This is a genomic window from Pseudarthrobacter sp. HLT1-3 (assembly GCF_059383535.1).
This window is the reverse complement of record NZ_JBWZCJ010000025.1, coordinates 17,838-37,355: the sequence shown is the minus strand read 5'-3', so window position 1 is coordinate 37,355 and position 19,518 is coordinate 17,838. Positions and strand designations below refer to the sequence as shown.

Annotated in this window: 14 protein-coding genes; 10 read left to right on the top strand and 4 right to left on the bottom strand. The window is 67.5% G+C overall.

All coding sequences use genetic code 11. The features are described from left to right. Window positions 1-26: 26 nt before the first annotated feature. Genes AC50X9_RS18270 through AC50X9_RS18260 form a run of 3 tightly spaced genes read right to left on the bottom strand, consistent with a single transcriptional unit; the run spans window position 27 to window position 2,871 of the window. On the bottom strand, window positions 27-809 hold the full coding sequence (locus AC50X9_RS18270; protein WP_494895871.1) for a spermidine synthase: 783 nt from the start codon (window positions 807-809) through the stop codon (window positions 27-29). Continuing rightward, a complete protein-coding gene (locus AC50X9_RS18265; RefSeq protein WP_494895870.1) occupies window positions 809-2,017 on the bottom strand; it encodes an aminotransferase class I/II-fold pyridoxal phosphate-dependent enzyme in 1,209 nt (402 codons plus the stop codon). The genes AC50X9_RS18270 and AC50X9_RS18265 overlap by 1 nt, the downstream gene beginning before the upstream one ends. After that, window positions 2,014-2,871, bottom strand: coding sequence for an SDR family NAD(P)-dependent oxidoreductase (locus AC50X9_RS18260; protein ID WP_494895868.1), 858 nt, complete (start codon window positions 2,869-2,871; stop codon window positions 2,014-2,016). Before AC50X9_RS18260 ends, AC50X9_RS18265 begins: the two co-directional genes overlap by 4 nt. A gap of 48 nt (window positions 2,872-2,919) precedes the next feature. On the opposite strand from AC50X9_RS18260, the gene coaD reads away from it, so the two are divergent. From coaD to AC50X9_RS18220, 8 genes are all read left to right on the top strand, one after another. Further along, entirely contained in the window at window positions 2,920-3,420 is a 501-nt protein-coding gene (gene coaD / locus AC50X9_RS18255; RefSeq protein WP_494895866.1) for a pantetheine-phosphate adenylyltransferase, read from the top strand. Window positions 3,421-3,596: 176 nt separating this feature from the next. Next, the gene (locus tag AC50X9_RS18250; protein WP_494895864.1) at window positions 3,597-4,121 is read left to right on the top strand and encodes a YceD family protein; all 525 of its coding nucleotides are present in this window, start codon (window positions 3,597-3,599) and stop codon (window positions 4,119-4,121) included. A gap of 36 nt (window positions 4,122-4,157) precedes the next feature. Beyond that, window positions 4,158-4,361, top strand: coding sequence for a 50S ribosomal protein L32 (rpmF, locus tag AC50X9_RS18245; RefSeq protein WP_494895862.1), 204 nt, complete (start codon window positions 4,158-4,160; stop codon window positions 4,359-4,361). Between the two features lie 21 nt (window positions 4,362-4,382). Next, a complete protein-coding gene (rnc, locus tag AC50X9_RS18240; RefSeq protein WP_494895860.1) occupies window positions 4,383-5,141 on the top strand; it encodes a ribonuclease III in 759 nt (252 codons plus the stop codon). 9 nt (window positions 5,142-5,150) lie between these two features. Then, a complete protein-coding gene (mutM, locus tag AC50X9_RS18235) occupies window positions 5,151-6,098 on the top strand; it encodes a bifunctional DNA-formamidopyrimidine glycosylase/DNA-(apurinic or apyrimidinic site) lyase (protein ID WP_494895858.1) in 948 nt (315 codons plus the stop codon). 137 nt (window positions 6,099-6,235) lie between these two features. Beyond that, window positions 6,236-6,943: a hypothetical protein gene (locus tag AC50X9_RS18230; protein WP_494895856.1), complete on the top strand. Its 708-nt coding sequence runs from the start codon at window positions 6,236-6,238 to the stop codon at window positions 6,941-6,943. A gap of 4 nt (window positions 6,944-6,947) precedes the next feature. Then, entirely contained in the window at window positions 6,948-8,252 is a 1,305-nt protein-coding gene (locus AC50X9_RS18225) for an MFS transporter (protein ID WP_494895854.1), read from the top strand. 8 nt (window positions 8,253-8,260) lie between these two features. Further along, complete coding sequence (locus AC50X9_RS18220) at window positions 8,261-9,277, top strand: TolB family protein (protein WP_494895852.1); 1,017 nt, start codon at window positions 8,261-8,263, stop codon at window positions 9,275-9,277. Between the two features lie 244 nt (window positions 9,278-9,521). Here the strand turns inward: AC50X9_RS18220 and AC50X9_RS18215 are convergent, their stop codons facing one another. Beyond that, window positions 9,522-14,282: a DUF4082 domain-containing protein gene (locus AC50X9_RS18215; RefSeq protein WP_494895850.1), complete on the bottom strand. Its 4,761-nt coding sequence runs from the start codon at window positions 14,280-14,282 to the stop codon at window positions 9,522-9,524. A 362-nt stretch (window positions 14,283-14,644) separates the two neighbouring features. Here AC50X9_RS18215 and smc point away from each other — a divergent pair, with 362 nt between their 5' ends. Then, a complete protein-coding gene (gene smc, locus AC50X9_RS18210; protein ID WP_494895848.1) occupies window positions 14,645-18,241 on the top strand; it encodes a chromosome segregation protein SMC in 3,597 nt (1,198 codons plus the stop codon). Window positions 18,242-18,303: 62 nt separating this feature from the next. Further along, window positions 18,304-19,515, top strand: a complete 1,212-nt coding sequence (gene ftsY, locus AC50X9_RS18205; RefSeq protein ID WP_494895846.1) for a signal recognition particle-docking protein FtsY — start codon at window positions 18,304-18,306, stop codon at window positions 19,513-19,515. Window positions 19,516-19,518 lie beyond the last annotated feature (3 nt).

Here is a 19,518-nt window from a genome sequence, read left to right as displayed (position 1 = left end):
GCAGCCGAAGGTCCGGGGCCGCGGAACTAGGCCGAGAGCACGTCCAGCGCGACGCCGGACAGCACCTTCGCGGGGTGCGGCCCGCGGGCGGTCAGCGCTGCCGTCCACACCTCCGGCCACGGGCCCTGCGTCCCGGTCAGGATGATGTTGCCCGGATAGCGGCCGCTGAACATGCCGGTCTCGGCACAGGCGGCGACACCGGCCATCGCCCGGCGCAGCGCGGCCACCTGGCTGCGGACCAGGGTGAGTCCCGGCTCGTCGCCCACATTGACGACCAGGACCCCGCGCGGGCTCAGTTTCGCCGCCGCCTCGAGGTAGAACTCCGTGCAGGCGATGTGTTCCGGCGCCTCCGGTCCGGAGAAGATGTCCAGGATCACGACGTCGAAGCGCAGCTCCGGCGGCAGCTCGGCGAGGGCGTCCCGGGCGTCGCCGATCAGCGTGTGCAGCTCCGTTCCGGCGGGCAGCGGGAGCTGCTCGAGCACAAAATCCAGCAGTTCCCGTTCCAGCTCAACCGCGTACTGCACGGAACCCGGCCGGGTGGCCTGGATATAGCGCGCGAGGGTCAGCGCCCCGGCGCCGAGGTGCAGGGCAGTGACGGGTTCGCCCCACGGCGCCGCGAGATCCACCACGTGTCCGATCCTGCGCAGGTACTCGTAGAAAATGTCCGAGGGGTCCGCCAGGTTGACGTGTGACTGTTCCGCCCCGCCGATGCTGAGCACAAAGCCGCCCTCGGTGAAGGCGTCGGGTTCGATCGTGGCGTGCTGGCCGGTGGTGCGCAGGAAGCGTGTGGCCGCGGGGGTGCCCGCCATCAGAGGACGTCGCGGAGCGTCGCGAGACGTTCGGCGGCTTCCTGCAGCACATCGATCCGTTTGCAGAAGGCAAAGCGCAGCAGGCTCCGGGTGCGTTCGGCACCTTCCGGGTGGCAGAAGACCGGCACCGGAATTGCCGCGACGCCCACGAGCGCGGGCAGCCTGCGGGCGAGCTCGACGGCGTCGGTGATGCCGAGCGGCGCGGTGTCCACGTTCACGAAGTACGTTCCCTGCGGGGTGTAGACGTCCAGTCCCGCGGCGCGGAGGCCTTCGCTGAGGATGTCCCGTTTGAGCTGGAGGGTATCGGCGATGCCGGTGTAGAACTCATCCGGGAGGCCCAGTCCGGCCGCGATGGCGCTCTGGAACGGCGTGCCGGAGCTGTAGCTCAGGAACTGCTTGACCGTGCGGGCGGCGGCCACCAGGTGCTCCGGCCCGCTGAGCCAGCCGATCTTCCAGCCGGTGAAGGAGAAGGTCTTCCCGGCGGAGGAGATGGTCAGGGTGCGTTCCGCAGCGCCCGGGAGGGTGGCCACCGGGATGTGCCGGGCACCGAAGGTGAGGTGTTCGTAGACCTCATCGGTGATGATGATCGCGTCGTGCCGGATGGCAAGCTCGACGACGCGTTCGAGCACCTCGCGGGGGAACACCGCCCCGGTGGGGTTGTGCGGATTGTTGACCAGCACCACCCTGGTCCGGCTGCTGAACGCCGCGTCGAGGGCGGCCAGATCGGGCATAAAGTCAGGGGCCAGCAGCGGGGCAGTGACGTGGCGGGCGCCGGACAGGCCAATGATCGCCCCGTAAGAGTCGTAGAACGGCTCGAAGGTGAGGACCTCATCTCCCGGCCCCACGAGCGCGAGCAGCGAGGCGGCGATGGCCTCGGTGGCCCCCGTCGTGACGATGATCTCGGTCTGCGGGTCCGGCGCGAGGCCGTAGAAACGCTCCTGGTGCAGGGCGATCGCCTCCCGCAGCTCCAGGATGCCCTTCCCGGGAGCGTACTGGTTGGCGCCCGCGGCGATGGCTGCCTGCGCGGCAGCCTTGATCTCCACCGGGCCGTCCTCGTCCGGGAAGCCCTGGCCGAGGTTGATGGCGCCCGTCTGCAGCGCGAGCGTGGTCATTTCCTCGAAGATCGTTACGCCGAGGGTGCCGCCGGGGGAGAGCAGGTTGGCTCCGGTTGCGGCCCGCTGCCACGGGAGCGGCGCCGGTGCATTCACCGGGTACCCGCCTTCTCGCCACGCCCGGTGAACTTGTCCATCGTGGAGTAGATCCCGAAGACCTTCCCGCCCACGAAGTCCCAGGCCCGCACCGGCAACAGCCCGCGCAGCACCTTGCCCAGCTGTGCGGTCGCCGGGGCGATCAGTTGCGGCCGGCCGGCGGTGGTGGCCCGCCACGCCCGGTCCACGGCGTCCTCCGGCGTCATCAGCGGCGTCAGCAACGGGCCGCGGGCGCCGTCGAACATCCCGGTGGAAATGTAGCTGGGGCAGAAGGTCGTCACCGCGAGGTGGCCGTAGCCCTGCTGTTCGAGTTCCAGCCGGAGCGAGTCGCTCCAGCCGATCACTGCCCATTTGGACGCCGCATACACGCTCATCCTCGGGTTGGACACAGTACCGGCGGCGGAGGCGATGTTGAGGATCCGGCGCGGCCGGCCGGCGTCGCCCATCATGTCCGGCAGGAACGCGTGCGTGACGTACATCGGCGCCAGCGCGTTGATGTCCATGGTCAGGGCAATGTCCCGCTCCGGGCTGTGGTCCCAGAACAGCGCGCCGCGGACGATGCCGGCGTTGTTGATCAGCAGCGTCGGCGGCCCTTCATTCCGGCACTCCGCCGCGGCGTCGGCAATCGCGGCGGGGTCGGCGAGGTCCACCTGGCGGACGACGGCGCGCGCGCCGAGGGCGGTCACCTCGGCGGCGGTCTTCGCCAGGCCGTTGGCGTCCACGTCCCAGAGAATCACGACGGCGGCGCCCTCGCGGGCCGCTCGCAGGGCGTAAAGACGGCCCATGCCCATGGCGGCTCCCGTCACGAGAACCACGCCTCCGGACACGGTGAAGGGAATGCTCGATGCTGACATTCAGTCATGTTATCCCGGCCTGCGGCAGCCATACGGTAGGTTCGGTGCATGAGACGCGCCGTATGCCCTGGCTCCTTCGATCCGATCCACAATGGCCACCTGGAAGTCATTGCCCGGGCCGCAGGCCTCTTCGACGAGGTCATTGTCGGCGTCTCCACGAACTACGCCAAGAAATACCGTTTCACGCTCGAGGAACGCATCGACATGGCCAAGGAAACCCTGGCCTCCCTGCGCGGCATCGTGGTGGAGCCGGTGGGGGAGGGCCTCCTCGCCGAGTACTGCCGGCAGCGCGGGGTCTCGGCCATCGTCAAGGGCCTGCGCTCCTCCTCGGATTTCGACTACGAACTGCCGATGGCAACGATGAACCGTCAACTGACCGGCGTTGAGACTGTCTTCCTGCCCGCCGAAAGCCACTACCTCCATCTGTCCTCCACGCTGATCAAGGAAGTGTTCTCGCTGGGCGGCAATGTGTCCGACTTCGTTCCCCGTTCGGTGCTGAAACGGCTGCAGCCGCCCGAACCGGACCAGGAACAGCCGCGCAGAGGGTAAGCTTGATCGGTACTCGGCGGCCTGCTGCCGGTTGCGCGGCCCGAACCCGAGGCGGCTTTGCGGTGTGAACCGCGGCGTTGCCACCCGGTTTGAGTCCGCCCGGAAGATCAGGCTAAGATAGTACGTCGGTCATATGTTCAACAGGAGTTCTCATTAAACGAGATGCTAGTTCGCCCTTGGCGTTCGACGTCAAGGACCTCGGACGCAGTCCGGGAAGCATGCGGACGCTGACAGAACATGTACCTGCACCGGGTGATCTCGGTGTGGCACTCATTGGCGTGCAGGAAGGCTCGGATGTCGAGTTGGACCTGCGGCTGGAGGCCGTACACGAAGGAATTCTGGTATCAGGAACCGTAATCGCCAAAGTTACTGGCGAATGCGGCCGATGCCTGGATCCCCTTGCGTATGACCTCGAGGTCGATGTGCAAGAACTTTTCTTCTACGAGGACGCATTGTTCTCCGACGAGGAAGACGAAGAAGAGCAACGTCGAATCGAGCACGATCTGATCGATCTTGAACCGGTGTTGCGGGACGCAGTTGTAACCATGCTGCCGTTCCAGCCGGTGTGCCGGGAAGACTGCCAGGGCCTTTGCTCCGAATGTGGAGTTCGCCTGGAAGACGAGCCGGGGCATCACCACGAGGTGGTAGATCCTCGCTGGGCTGCCCTAGCCGACTTGGCTAAGCCTGACCGGCAAAACTGATTTGTAAGTGTTGGACTAGAGAGAAATGAGTTAGCCGTGGCTGTCCCGAAGCGGAAAATGTCTCGCTCGAATACCCGCGCCCGCCGCTCCCAGTGGAAGGCAACCCCTGCCAACCTGGTGAAGACTGTCGAGAACGGCCAGGTCACGTACAGCCTGCCGCACCAGGCAAAAGTCGTTACCGACTCGGCTGGCACCGCGCTGTTCCTTGAATACAAGGGCCGCAAGGTCGCAGACGTCTAATCCGCCAACCGGCTGAATAAGATGTCTTCAACTGAAGAGCTTTTGAAGCGTCTCGGTGTCACTATTGACGCCGGGACGCTTCGTCTTGCGCTCACACACCGTTCCTACGCCTACGAAAACGGCGGCATCCCCACCAACGAGCGGCTCGAATTCCTGGGCGACTCCATCCTCGGGTTCTCCGTCACCGACGCGCTCTACCGTGACAACCCCACACTGCCCGAAGGGGACCTGGCCAAGCGCCGTTCCGCCGTCGTGAGCACCCGGGCACTCGCGGGCATCGGCCGCAGCATCGGCCTGGGCGAGTACATCTACCTTGGTCAGGGCGAAAAGCTCACCGAGGGCAAGAACAAGGCATCCATCCTCGCGGACACCATGGAAGCGCTGATCGGCGCCACCTATATCTCCAATGACATCGAGACGGCGCGCCAGCTTGTCATGCGCCTGATCGGGCCGCTGCTCAAGGACGCAGCCGCGCTCGGTGCCGGCACCGACTGGAAGACGAGCATCCAGGAGCTCGCGGCCAGCAGGCAGCTCGGGACGATCAACTACGCAGTGGACGGTTCCGGCCCGGACCACGCGCGGACGTTCGAAGCCATCCTGCGGATCGGCGGCACCGACTACGGCACCGGTTCGGGCAACTCCAAGAAGGAAGCCGAGCAGGAAGCTGCCGCGGACGCCTGGCGCCGGCTCTCTGCTCCGTCGGCGGTGGCACCGGATACGGCGCCCGGCGACGCCGCAGGGCCCGGCACGGAGCCGCTGCAGTCCCCGACCGGCGCCTAGGCACTCCCCATGCCGGAACTGCCCGAGGTTGAAGTCGTCCGTCGTGGCCTGGTGAGCTGGGTGCGCGGCCGGACGATCACCGCCGTTGAGGTGGTGGATCCGCGCTCGGTCCGGCGGCATGCTCTCGGCCCGGAGGACTTCGTCGGCAACCTTGAAGGCGCCCGGGTCCTGGACGTGGTCCGGCGCGGGAAATTCCTCTGGCTGCCGCTGGCTGACACCCCCGAGGACACCCCTGCGCCGTCCGTGGCCCTGATGGCGCATCTGGGCATGTCCGGGCAATTGCTGATGCAGGACTCCTCCGTGCCGGACGAGAAGCACCTGAAGGTGCGCCTGCGCCTCAGCCCCGCTGACGGCATGCCGGACCAGCTCCGGTTCGTGGACCAGCGGATCTTCGGCGGGCTCTTCCTGACCTCGCTGATCCCCACTGCCGACGGCGGTCCCGGTGGCCTCGCCGAGACGCCGCTGCCGCTGATCGCCGAGGAAGCGGCCCACATTGCACGGGACCCGCTGGACCCGTACTTCTCCTTCGACTTGTTCTACCGCCGTCTCCGGACCCGCAAAACCGGCCTCAAGCGCGCCCTGCTGGACCAGGGGCTCGTCTCGGGGATCGGCAACATCTACGCGGACGAGGCACTCTGGAAGGCGAGGCTGCACTTCGCCCGGCCTACGGACACGCTCCGGCGGGTCGAGGCCGAGCGGGTGCTCGACGCCGCACGGGAAGTCATGACCGATGCCCTGGCCGCCGGCGGAACCAGCTTCGATTCGCTCTATGTCAACGTCAACGGGGCTTCCGGCTACTTCGACCGCTCCCTCAACGCCTATGGCCGCGAGGGCCAGGAGTGCAAACGCTGCGCCGCCGCCGGTTTGGTCAGCACGATGAAGCGGGAACAGTTCATGAACCGCTCCTCTTACTCCTGCCCGGTCTGCCAGCCCCGGCCACGCAACGGCCGCTGGTAGCAGCCGCTGCCGGCGGAAAAAACAAGTAGCACTACTCTTACGAACCGCACATCCCGCTGAAAGACTGTGGCGATGGGTGCCAGGGGAATAGCAGCAGTGGTCTTATGGGATGTCTTGGGCCGGCCGGAGACCGGCCGGTGAAAGCCAGGCGGCTCGTTCTCGCGGGGGTCGGCATCGCGGTGGTACTTGGCGGCACCGCCGTAGTGCTGGACCAGATGACGGCAGGGGCGCAATCCGTGACGCGCGTTGCGCCGGCCGCGGACAGCAGCCCGCCGTCGGCCGGCTCCACCGGGGATCCAGGGCCGTCGGATGCAGCGGCCGCCACGGAAGCGGGCGAGAGTGCGGCTGCGCCCGCAACCGCACCCTCTGCTGAACCCTCCGCCGGCTCAACTCCGGCTCCTGTGGGCGGCCGTGAAGTCCTTCCGCCGGTCAGCGCGTCTCCCTCCGGGTTGCCGATGCCTTCGCCGCCGTCGCCGCTCATCAGCATGCCCTTGCCCGTGACGGCGTCGGCCCAGGGAAAAGTCGTGGACGGCTTCCCGGTGGACGTCTTCCCGTTTCCGGAGGGAACGGTGGTTGTCTCGACGTCGGTCTCCTCGGCGGAAGGAACCCTGCAGGTAGCCGCCGACGCCATCATCGGCTTGAGCCAGGACTCGGTCGCGGGTCACTTCCAGCAGATCCTGGGCGGCCTGGGGTTCGGGTCTGAACCGGTCCCGGCGGCTGAGGGTCAGCGCTCAATCCGGTTCAGCCGGGGCTCTGATTCGGTGACCGTCACGGCTTCCACCACGGGCACGGGAGGCACGCGCTTTATGTTGCTGGGGAATCTGTACGTGGCGGCCGGGCGGTAGCGCCATGTATCTCTCCATTTCGGACCGCAACGGCGGCAAGAAAGACCTGCAAGCGGTCAACCAGGGCCCGGCCGGGCCGGCGAAAAGACCTTTCCGGCTCTCCCCGGTCATTCTCTGGCTCGGCGTGGTCAGCATGCTCACCGATGTCTCGTCCGAGTCGGTGTCCGCCATCCTGCCCCTGTACATCACCGGATATCTTGGCCTGTCCATAGTTGCGTTTGGAATTCTCGATGGAATCAACCAGGGCGCCAGCTCCATCGTGCGGATCGCTGCAGGTTATGCCTCCGACCGTATCGGCCGCCCCAAAGGAGTGGCCCTCGCGGGCTACGGCCTCTCCATGGTCGCCCGGCTCGGTCTCCTGTTCGCTGGCGGATTCTGGGCCCTGACCGCCGTCGTGACGGCAGACCGGATCGGCAAGGGCATCCGGACGGCCCCGCGCGATGCCTTGATTGCGGTGTCGGCCCAGCCTGAATATCTGGCCCGGCATTTCGGGGTGCACCGGATGCTGGACAACATCGGGGCGGCGAGCGGCCCGCTGCTGGCCTTTTTCATCCTCATGCTGATCCCCAACGGCTACGGGACCGTGTTTGTGGTCTCGCTGGCCTTCGCCGCCGTTGGTGTCGCGGCGCTGGCCCTGCTGGTGCCGAATCTGCGGACCGCACGCTCCGGAGGACCGGAGCCGGTCAGCAAAAACAGGCCGGCGGCTAGATTCAGCTGGCGCCTGCTGCGGGAGCCAGGGCTGGGGCGGCTGCTGCTCGCCGCCGGGATTCTGGGCCTGCTGACGGTGGGGGACGGCTTCATCTACCTGGTCCTGCAGGATCGGGACTCCTTTGCTGTGCAGTGGTTTCCGTTGCTCTATGTGGGCACCAATGTGGTCTTCCTGATTCTGGCTATTCCGCTGGGCCGCCTCGCGGACCGCTGGGGCAAGGCCCGGGTGTTTGTTCTCGGGCACATCGCCCTGCTGGTCTGTTACCTGCTGGCCGCTGCACCGGTAGGGGGCTTCGGCCCGACAGTGATGTGCCTGGTGCTGCTGGGTGCCTTCTACGCCGCGACGGACGGGGTGCTGGCGGCGCTGGCGAGCCAACTGGCTCCGCCGGAAAAACTTGCCACCGGACTCGGCGCCGCCCAGACCATGGTGGCGCTCAGCCGGATGGCCGCCTCGGTCGGTTTCGGCGTCCTGTGGTTCGCGCTGGGGCCCGCCGCTGCAATGGTGGTGGTGGGCGCCTGCCTGGCCGCAGGCGTCGTGGCGTCGTGGTTCATCCTTCGCGGCGGCCTAAGTGGCGGTTTTCAGCAGGGGCCGGCAGCTTGACCCCGGCCGTGAGCAGGGCGCGCTGGGGGATTCTGCTGGCGGTCACGGTGCTGGTCATTGCCGCAGCCGGAGCCTACGCAGCGACTGCGTTCGAGCGCTTTCAGGAGAGCAGGACGGCGGCATCGGCAGCGCGGGTAGCATCCGGCGCCGCCGAGCTGACACAGGGCTCGGTTCTGTTCCGCAACACTGCACCGGGCCAGGGCTACGGGACCATCGGCACCGTTCCGCTTTCAGCTCCTGCCGGCGAGCGGTCGCTGGCAGCGGTAGCCTGCGACAGGATGTACGGCACCCTGCAGGGCATCGTCTGCCTGAAAACCAACCGCGGCCTCGTGACCAGTTTCGAAGCCGTCCTGCTGAACCCGGAATGGCAGCCGACGATGACCTGGGCGGTACCCGGTATCCCCAGCCGCACCCGGATGAGTGCGGACGGGTCCCTGGTGGCCACAACGGTGTTTGTCTCCGGACACTCGTATGGCGGCGGGAGCTTCTCGACGGAGACATCCATCACGGCCGCGCAGGGCAGCGGCGGAACCGGGAATCTCGAGGATTTCGCGCTCCTGGTTAACGGCACCCGCGTCACCGCGGCGGACCGCAACATCTGGGGCGTAACCTTCGCTCCGGGCCAAAGCGACACGTTCTACGCTACGGCGGCCTCATCGGGCCGCATCTGGCTGGTGCAGGGCAGCATTTCGGCGCGCACCCTTACGGCAATCCACGACGGCGTGGAATGCCCGTCGCTCTCGCCGGACGGCACCCGGATCGCGTACAAGAAGAACACCGGCGGCCCGGTGTCCCCGCACTGGCGTGCGGCCATCCTGGACTTGGCCACCGGCAACGAAACAGTGCTGTCCGAGACGCGCAGCGTGGACGACCAGATCGAGTGGCTTGACGACCAGACCCTGCTCTACGGACTCGCCCGCGACGGCGCTGCCGGCGACAGCGACATCTGGCAAATCGGCGCGGATCCGGCGTCCCGTTCCTCCCTCTACATCGAGCACGCCTGGTCGCCCTCAGTGGTGCGCTGACCGGGGTGCCCACCCAAGGTCCTGAGCCCTGTAGACCCATCGGTTGCTCCACAACGGCCCTTATCAAGCCTCAGAAGGGCGGTTATGGAGCAACGGATAAGGGCAGACGCAGGAACACGGCCGTGTCCACATACCCCGCCGCGCTCCACGGAGGCTCGAGTGCTGACCCCCTAGTTCCCATCGGTTGCTCCACAACTGCCGTTCTCGAGCCTCTGAAGGGCAGTTATGGAGCAACCGATGGGGATCAGGGGGACGCTGGAGCAAAGACGATATCGACGAAGTAATTGGTGGCGTTCCAGGAGTTCATCGGCACGGAACCCCCTGCCCCGTACTGGTACCGGCCGCTGTTCGCATCCGGCGCCGTCAGCACGCCGTTGATCCATGGCTCGGCGAAGAACGCCGCCGTATAGGCATAGTTTCCGTTCGGAGCCAGGTACGACACGACATAGCTCTGGCCCGGCTCCAGCGCCACCGGGGCAGCGAACGAGACTTGCTGCCAGCCGGTGGCTGTCTCGTCCGTGAACGTCGCCTGGGCCAGTCTCTCCCCGGCGGCCGTCCACAGCGAACCGACATGCGTTCCGGTGTTGCCCGTCCCCTTGTAGAACCTCACGCCCGTGGCATGACCCGACGCCGACACTGAGAAGGCGGTGCCCAGCTCAATGGATGACGTGTCCCCGGTTGAGGCCGGCACATCAGGGAGCAGGGATCCGAACAGCGACTGTTCGGCGCCGGCAGGATTGGATGTGGTGAACTGCCAACTGAGCGGCGCCAGTGCGGCACCTTGAGTGGAAATGACATTGCTGATGCTGGCAGAGATCACGGCGGCCGCCGGCAGCGGCTGGGCCGGCGTGAACGTGATGGTCCTTGCGTCCGCCGAAAGCGTGGAGGTGCCCGAGACGGCGGCACCGCTGGCTGTCAGTCCAAAGGTGAAGCCGGCCTGGATGGGTGCCGACAACTTCACCGATGGTTTGGAGGTCAGCGGGAAACCGACGGAATCTGCCGACGGCGCCAGGGTTATCACCGTGAGCGGCGGCACCGTCACGACGAAGTCCACGTCCACGAGGTAACTGGCGGAGGATGGGGATGAGGGAAAGTCGCCGCTGTACGTGTACGCCCCGGCGCCTCCTGCCGCACGCAGCGGTCCGCTGGTGAGTCCGGAGCTGAAACCGCCCGGTGTCGCCGAATAGATTCCGGTAGGCGTGCGGTAGGCGGCCACATATTCCGTGTTCGCGGCGATGTCCACGGGCTGGCTGAAGGTGGCTGTCTGCCACCCGGAGGTGGATTCTCCGGTGAAGGTCGCTGCCGCCAGCTGCTGGCCGCTGACGGTGTAGAGTGCGCCGGTGTGCGTTCCGGTGTTGCCTGCGGATTTGTAGAAGCGGACTCCTGTGATCTGGCCGGGCGAACTGCTGGCGAAACGGACGCCCAGTGTGAGGGGCACCCCGTCGTTGAATTCCGGGACGCCGGGGGTCACGGTGTCCTGGTACAGCGAGCACGGGCAGACGCCATCGGTCCGCGGGGACGGAACGGTGGTGAAGGTCCACGTTCCGCCCGCGCTGAGCGCCTGGCCCGTCGAGGAGGTTGCGGTCAAGGCAGCCGTGTAGCTGGTGGCCGGTGCCAGGGCTGCCGCCGGCGTGAACGTTACTTTGCCGGTGGCCGAGTCGTAGCTGGTAGTGCCGGGAACATTGACAGAGCCGGGACCTGTCAACGTCAGCGCCACACTTGACCCGGCAGCAGGCTTGGACAGGGATGCAAAGACCTCGGTATCCAGTGCGGCGCTCGACGAGCCGGGAAGCGGCGTCTGCGCGCCGGCCGCAAAAGGCGGATCCGGGTACTGGACCACCACGTCAACAAGGTAACTGGCTGCGGAGCGGGCACTGGGGAAATCTGTCGTGTAGGAGTACGCCCCGGAGTCGGACGCCGTTCTCAGGTTCCCGACCCTCAGTCCCGACCCGAACCCGTTCAACGTTGCGGAGTATGATCCGGTGGTGCTCTTGTATGCCATGATGTATTCGGTGTCCGCCGCCATGGCGACCGGCTGGTTGAAGTTGGCCGTTTGCCAGCCGGATGTACTCTCGTTGGCGAACGTGACAGTGGCGAGCTGCTGCCCGGACACAGTGAACAGGGTGCCGGTGTGAGTGCCGGTGTTGCCCGCAGACTTGTAGAAGCGGACGCCGGTGATGGTCCCTGCGGCAGCGCTGGCGAAACGGACTCCAAGAGTCAGCGGCACACCGTCTCGGACCTCCTGGATCCCCGGCACAACAGCGTCATCGTAGAGGCTGCAAGGGCAGCTTCCTGGTGCCGGCGGAGAGACGACAGCGGTGAAGGACCAGGACGCGCCGCTGACCAGCGAGCCGCCGCCAACGGCCGTGGCGCTGAGCGTAGCGGTGTAGGTGGTACCGAGTGCCAGGACAGCTGCCGGAGTGAAGGTGACCTTCCGCAAGGTGGAGTCGTAGCCGGTGGTGCCCGCGACGGCCGCGCCGTTTGCCGTGAGCGTCAGCTTCACACTTGAGCCTGTGACGGCCTTGGAGAACACCGCCCCGACGGTTGTGGCCTGCGGGACACTCGAGGAGCCATCCAGTGGCCAGTGACCGGACGCTGTCAGGTCGGAGGTGTCGACGGTGTCAAACAGGGCGTCCACGAAATAGTTGCCGTTGTGGTAACTGTTGGACGGAAACGAACCCGGGCCGGCGTACACACCGGCCGGAGGGCTGCCGAATCCGCCTGCCACGGTCAGGGGCGGGTCGGGCATGCCAAAGCTGGCCCACTGGTAGTCCTTGCTGGCGTAGTGGCCGTTCGGGGTGGTGTACGAGACGACGTACTTCTGCCCTGCGGTTACCGCCACCGGCCGGCTGAACCGAACTTGCTGCCAGCCGGATGCGGTTTCCGAGGTGAACGTGGCTGTTGCGAGCCGCTCACCGGTGGAACTCCACAGCGAACCGGTGTGGGTTCCGATATTGGCGGCGCTTTTGTAGAAGCGCACTCCGGTGATGAAGCCGTCCGCGCTGGGCGAGATGTTCATGCCCAGCTCGTAGGCCCCGCCGTCCCGGGCATCAGGCACCTCGGGTACCTGTTGACCGAAGACCGAGTAGGGGCCGGTGACCAGGAGATGACGGGTGAAGGGTGCGCCGATGTTGGCGCTGTCGTCCACGGCGCGCACCTGAAAGCTGGCCGTGGCGAGTCCCTTTTGGATATACGTGTAGGACCAGCTTTGTTTGCCTTCGGCGCGTCGCCAGCTGGTTCCGCCGTCGGTGGAGACTTCGACGCCGGCCACGATGCCGCCGGCATCGCTGGCCGTTCCCGACACCTTGACGCTGGTGCCGTGCGGAATGGTGGCTCCCTCGGCCGGGGAGGATACCGCCACGGTCGGGGCCGCTGTATCGCTGCTGGCGGATGCAGCTGAGAGAGCGGTGTCGCGGGTGGCGGGCTGGGCGCCCATGTCAGCCAGCAGGTTGATCTGTGCCTGCTGCATCCGCGGGTCCGCGGGCGCGCCGTCCCCGTCATGCTCCTGGTCCAGGCCCCAGGTCCACTGGACCGTTCCCGCGGAGAAGACTAGCGCCCCGCTGGGGGCGCGGTACATGGTTGTGTTGTGTGTGGTGGTTCCCGTGCTCACTGTGTTCCCGAAATCCTGCATGTACTGGGGGGTTGTCCCCGTAGTGGTGGACAGCCGGATCAGCCCCGCCGGTCGGAACCCGTTGTCCAGGTCCTCATTGGATTCGTAGCCCACCGTGTGCGGCGCCAGCTCCGCGGAGCTTCCGGCGGCGAGCGTTGCCAGCGTCGTGTTGCGCCAGAGACGGGCTTTGCCTTCCGCGGCGCTGACCGTGATGGGCAGGTCCGTGAAGTTGGACATGTACATCGTCCCGGTCAGCGCGTTTTCCGGCAAACCGCCGCCGTTGGCTGGCGCGGCGAACCTCGGATCGCGCCAGGTGCCGGTCCACTCCGTGCTGGGATCGATCTTGCCGTTGGCCCAGGTTTCCTTGTAGGAGGTGATGGTGCGCCGGGCCGCGCCGTCCACCGGGGAAGGCTCGAGCCTGGTGCGCCAGTAGACTTCGTTGCCGGACAGGAACTGAAGGTTCACCCCAGCATCGCGGGCGGCCTCCACGTTGGCCCGTTGCGCTCCGGACCAGTATTCGTCGTGGCCCACGGAGAGGAACACGTTGTGGTTGAGGAGACCGGCCCCGTTCCGGTCGGTGTCCACCCCGCTGATGTAGCTGACGTCGTAGCCGTTCTTCTCGAGGAACCGCACCAACGGGTATTCGTTGCTGAAGTAGAAGTCCCGTCCGTCAACGCCGTCCCGGGTGCTGACCGGCCGGTTGTAGCTGATTTTGTAGGCCCGGCCGTTTTGTGCGCCCTGGTAGAAATCCGCGCCGCCGTAGTTGTTATAAGCCTGCCATGACGTATCGGAGGTCTGGAAGACGACGTCCGAGTGGCTGCCGTCCGAGCGGACGATGAACGTGATGTGGCTCTGGTTGCCGCTGTCCGGCCGCGTCAGGAGGGCGACATACACACCGGACACGGCCGTCGCAGGAACCTGCCAGGTCGCGGACACCGCCCAGGTTCCGCAATCGTAGAGATCCGTGGTGTTGTCCGAGAGGCATTGGGGTTGCGTTTGCCGAAATGCCGCCGGGGTGACATCGGCAATCTTGCGGGCGCCGAGGCCCTGGTACCAGCCGGTCCGGTAGATGCCGATGGTGTAGTCGGCCGCGGTGGTGTCCACCTTGAAGCTGATGGGCTGGCCCGCGTTGACGCTGATGTCGGTCGCGAATCCCTGAATGTCGGCATCGCCGGCGCCGGATACTTCCCATTCCGAGGGCGGGCTTCCGGGCTTCGAATTCTCGCACGCCACAGCGTTCAGGAGCGGGGTGCACGGATCCGCAGCGTTGGCGGACGGCAGGAGTGCCGCCGGCGCAGCGACCGGCAGGAGCGCTGCAACCAGCCCGGCGACAACCAGCCGAATGGCGCCTCGTGTGAGTGCTTTCAGCGATCGACCGGCTGGGGATGCGGACATATGAACTCCTGAGTGAGTACGGTGTGGCGGTATCGGGCCGGCGCATCGTGCACCGCCCTGTGCCGCACCCCCCGGGGCAGCCAACCAAGTTATCCAGTTGTCCTCCAACCTCGAGTTGCGAGTCCTGCGCCCCCCTGCGCCCGCGGTAGAGCACAGCGTCAACTGCATTCTGCCCAGTCGGGACGGTGTGAGACCACCGGCCCGAACAGCGTCAAGCAACTCTTAGGGCGATCCTAGGGTTGCCCACGGAAAGCCAGCAAAGGATTTCCTTGGGAAAAGCCTTAATCCGCTGATTTTCACGCCGTGACGGTAGATTTAGGACCGAAACAGCCGTTTCCGCCAGCCAGGAGATCCGAAGCACAGTGCACCTCAAGAGCCTGACCGTCCGCGGATTCAAGTCCTTCGCGTCGGCGACGACTTTCGAATTCGAGCCGGGCGTCACCGCCGTGGTCGGCCCGAACGGCTCGGGCAAATCCAACGTGGTGGACGCCCTGGCCTGGGTGATGGGCGAACAGGGCGCCAAGACCCTCCGCGGCGGCAAGATGGAGGACGTCATCTTCGCCGGCACGTCCGGACGCCCCCCGCTGGGCCGCGCCCACGTCTCCCTCACCATTGACAACAGCGACGGCGCCCTGCCGATCGAGTACAGCGAAGTCACGATTTCCCGCACGCTGTTCCGGACCGGCGGCTCGGAGTACGCCATCAACGGCGCGGGCTGCCGGCTGCTGGACATTCAGGAGCTCCTCTCCGACTCCGGCCTGGGCCGGGAAATGCACGTCATTGTGGGGCAGGGGCAGCTGGACAAGGTGCTGCACGCCACCCCGGAGGACCGGCGGGGGTTCATTGAAGAAGCCGCCGGCATCCTCAAGCACCGCCGCCGCAAGGAAAAGACGGTCCGCAAACTCGAAGCCATGCAGGCCAACCTCGCCCGGCTCAGCGACCTCACCGGCGAAATCCGCCGGCAGCTCACCCCGCTCGGCAAACAGGCCGAAGTGGCGCGCCGCGCCCAGACCGTCCAGTTCGAGGTCCGGGACGCGCGTTCCCGGCTCCTCGCGGACGACCTGGTCCAGCTGCAGCAGGCCCTGGCCCAGGAAGTCGCGGACGAGAGCGCCCTCAAGGCCCGGCGCGGCGTCGTCGGTCAGGAACTCGAGCTCGGCAGGCAGCGGCAGGCCAGCCTGGAGCAGCTCGCCGCTGAAGCCACACCCAGCCTCAACGCGGCGCGCGACAACTGGTACCAGCTCTCCGCCGGGCGCGAGCGGCTGCGCTCGCTGGGCACCCTCGCCGCGGAGCGGCGCCGGCTGCTCGGGGCCGCCGACCCTATGCCTGATACCGGCCGGGACCCGGACCAGCTCGACCGGCAGGCCGCCCGCGTCCGGGAGGAACAAGCCGGGCTGGAGCACCAGATTGTCAGCCGCCGCAGCGGCCTGGAGGCCGCCACCGCCGGCAAACAGGACGCCGAGCTCGCCGCGGCCACCGAGGACAAACGGCTCACGTCCCTGCTCCGCGCCGCCGCGGACCGCCGCGAGGGCCTGGCCAAACTGGCCGGGCAAGTGGGCGCCGCACGCTCCCGGGTTGAGTCCGCGCAGGCGGAACTCGGCCGGCTCCGTGAGTCCCTCACGGCAGGGGAGGAGCGCCGCCGGCAGGCCCACGCCGAGTTCGCCGCCCTGGAAAGCCAGGTCGCGGGCGTGGAGGACGGCGAGGAGACGCTCGACGCCGACTACGAGGACGCCAGCGCGGCCCTCGACGCCATCGGCGCCGAGATTGACGTGCTGAAGGCCGGCGAACGCGAAAACGAGCGGGAACGCGGTGCGCTCCTGGCCCGCCGCGACGCCCTCCAGCTCGGTCTCAACCGGAAGGACGGCTCAGGGCACGTGCTCGGCGCGGGAATCCCCGGCGTGCTCGGTTCCCTGGCGTCCATGATCGTGGTGGAAGCAGGGTTCGAGGCCGCCGTCGCGGCGGCCCTGGGCGCCGCCTCCGACGCCATTGTGGTGCAGGACAGCGAAGCCGCGGCCACCGCCGTGCAGCGGTTGAAGGACGACGACGGCGGGCGGGCCACGCTGCTGCTGCCGGGCGCCACAGCGGCCCTGCCATCCCCCGAAGGGCTGCTCCCCGAAGGTGCCCGCTGGGCCTCCGAGCTGGTCACGGTGTCGGGTTCGGGGGACGCCGGCGGGTTGCCCCTTCCGCTGCCCCAGCTGCTGGCCGGCATCGCCGTCGTCGAGGGTGTGGACGGTGCGGCGAAACTGCTCGCGGACCGTCCGGACCTGACCGCCGTGACCCGGGCCGGGGACGTCCTGACCGCGCTGATGGTGAGCGGAGGCTCCGCGAAGGCGCCCTCGCTGCTCGAAGTTCAAGCCGCCGTTGACGCCGCGGCCACGCGGCTTGCCGCCGTCACCGCGGCGCTGGAGCGCCAGCGTTTCGCCCTCGCCTCGGCCCACACCCGGCGGGCCGCGGCGCAGGACCGCGCCGATGGGGCCCTGGCGAAACTCCACGACTCGGATGCCCGGCTGGCGGCCGTCGCCGAGCGGCTGGGCCACCTGAATTCCGTGCTGCGCAGCGCGGTCGGAGAAAGCGAGCGGCTTGCCGCCTCCCTCGCCAAGGCCGAGGCCAGCATCACCCGCGAACAGGACGCCCTGGCAGCTGTTGCGGCCCGGCTCGCCGCCGCGCAGGAAGCTCCCGCGGAGGACGAGCCGTCGGCGGACCACCGCGACGCCCTCGCCCGGGCTGCTTCACTGGCCCGCAGCGCCGAAATGGAGGCCCGGCTCGCCCTGCGCAGCGCCGAGGAACAACTCAGCGCCACCCGCAACCGGGCCTCGTCACTCGAACGGGCAGCCGCCACCGAGCGCCGGGCCCGCGAGGAAGCGGCGGAACGGGCACGCCGCCGCCGGCTCCAGGCCGCCCGCGCGGCGGCGGTGTCCGCCGCCGTCGGCCAGGTGATCGGCTTCATGGATGTCTCCGTCGAACTCGCCCGACAGGAGCGGGACATCGCGGAGGAACGCAAGGAGCAGATCGATGGCGAGCTCGGCGCGGTGCGCAGCAGCAATGATTCCCTCGCCCGCGAGCTGGCCGAACTGACCGACTCCGTGCACCGCGATGAACTGTCCCGCACCCAACAGCGCCTCCGGATCGAGGCCCTTGAGCTCAGAAGTATCGACGAGCTGGGATTGACCGCCGAGCAACTGGTGGCCGATTTCGGCCCGGACCGGCCGGTGCCGGTGGCTGCCGCGGAATCCGCGGACAAGTGGGCGGCCCTGCGTGCCCCGGTGGACGAGGACGGACGCGAGATCGTGGCCGGCAAGCCGTTCGTCCGCGAGGAGCAGGAGAAGCGGCTCAAGCGGGCCGAGCGGGACCTGTCGGCGCTGGGCCGGGTCAACCCCCTGGCGCTGGAGGAATTCGCTGCCCTCGAGGAACGCCACCAGTTCCTCAGCACCCAGCTCGAGGACCTCAAGTCCAGCCGCAAGGACCTCCTGGACATCATCAAGGAAGTCGACGAACGCGTCCAGAAGGTCTTCGCCGAGGCGTTCGAGGACACCTCGGCGCAGTTCGTCCGGATCTTCGCGCGGCTCTTCCCCGGCGGTGAGGGCCGGCTGGTCCTCACCGACCCCTCGGACCTGCTCACCACCGGCATCGAGGTTGAGGCGCGCCCGGCCGGCAAGAAGATCAAGCGGCTCTCACTGCTCTCGGGCGGCGAAAGGTCGCTGACCGCGGTGGCACTCCTGGTCGCGATCTTCAAGGCGCGGCCGTCACCGTTCTATGTGATGGACGAGGTGGAGGCAGCCCTGGACGACACCAACCTCGGCCGGCTCATCACCATCTTCGAGGAGCTGCGCGAATCCAGCCAGCTGATCATCGTCACCCACCAGAAACGCACGATGGAAGTTGCCGACGCGCTGTACGGCGTCACCATGCGCGGCGACGGCGTCTCCACCGTGATCAGCCAGCGCCTCAACGCCCAGGTCTGAGGCACACCCGCCCGCTTTTTCAGGCTCCGCGCCGGCTTTCGGGATTGTGAGAAGCTAGGGGAGTGAACGACATCCTCCCCATTCTTCTGCCCATTCTCGCCGCCCTGGTGGTCCTCGGTGCGCTCATTCCGGTCCTGATGAAAACCCGGAAGAACATCACCAACTACCCCGGAAAGCGGGACGCGAACGATCCCGTGGCGCCGGGCGCCGGCGGCGGAAACCTGCTCGAGGACCGGCCCGCCCCGGTGCGCGAACGCACGGCCCCGGATTTCGCCGACCACGACGGCACCGCAACGGTTGAAGTCCCGGACGACGTCGCCGGCCTGGAAACCGTCCCGGTGGAGACACCGCTGCCGGTCGCCGGCCGCCTGGTCCGGCTGCGGGAACGCCTGGTCAAGTCCAACAACATCCTCGGCAAAGGCCTGCTGGCACTGCTCTCCGCGGACAAGATCGATGAAAACGTCTGGGATGAGGTGGAGGAAACCCTCCTGCTCGCCGACCTCGGCACCGAACCGACCCTCCAGCTTGTCGACGCCCTCCGCGAACGCGTCAAGGTGCTGGGCACCCGCTCCCCGGAGCAGGTCAAGGCCCTGCTGCGCGAGGAACTGATCAAGCTCGTGGACCCGACGATGGACCGCAGCCTGCGGGTCGAACGCCACGCCGACAAACCCGCCGTCGTCCTGGTAGTGGGCGTCAACGGCGTCGGCAAGACCACCACGGTGGGCAAGCTCGCCCGCGTGCTTGTCGCCGAGGACAAGGATGTCCTGCTGGGCGCGGCGGACACCTTCCGCGCCGCCGCCGCCGAGCAGCTCGCAACCTGGGGCCAGCGCGTCGGCGTCGCGACCGTGAAGTCCGACATCGACGGTGCGGACCCGGCGTCGGTCGCCTACGAGGCGGTCAAGGCGGGCATCGACCAGGAGGTCGACGTCGTCATGATTGACACCGCCGGCCGGCTGCAAAACAAGGTCGGCCTGATGGACGAGCTCAGCAAGGTCAAACGCGTCATCGAGAAGCTGGCCGAGGTGGACGAGGTGCTCCTGGTCCTTGATGCCACCACGGGCCAGAACGGCCTGAACCAGGCCAGGGTTTTCGCGGAGGTGGTGAACATCACCGGCATCGTCCTGACCAAGCTGGACGGCACGGCCAAGGGCGGCATCGTGGTGGCCATCCAGAAGTCGCTCGGCGTCCCGGTCAAGTTGATCGGCCTCGGCGAGGGCGCCGACGACCTGGCCCCGTTTGACGCCGAGAGCTTCGTCGACGCCATTCTGAACTAGCGC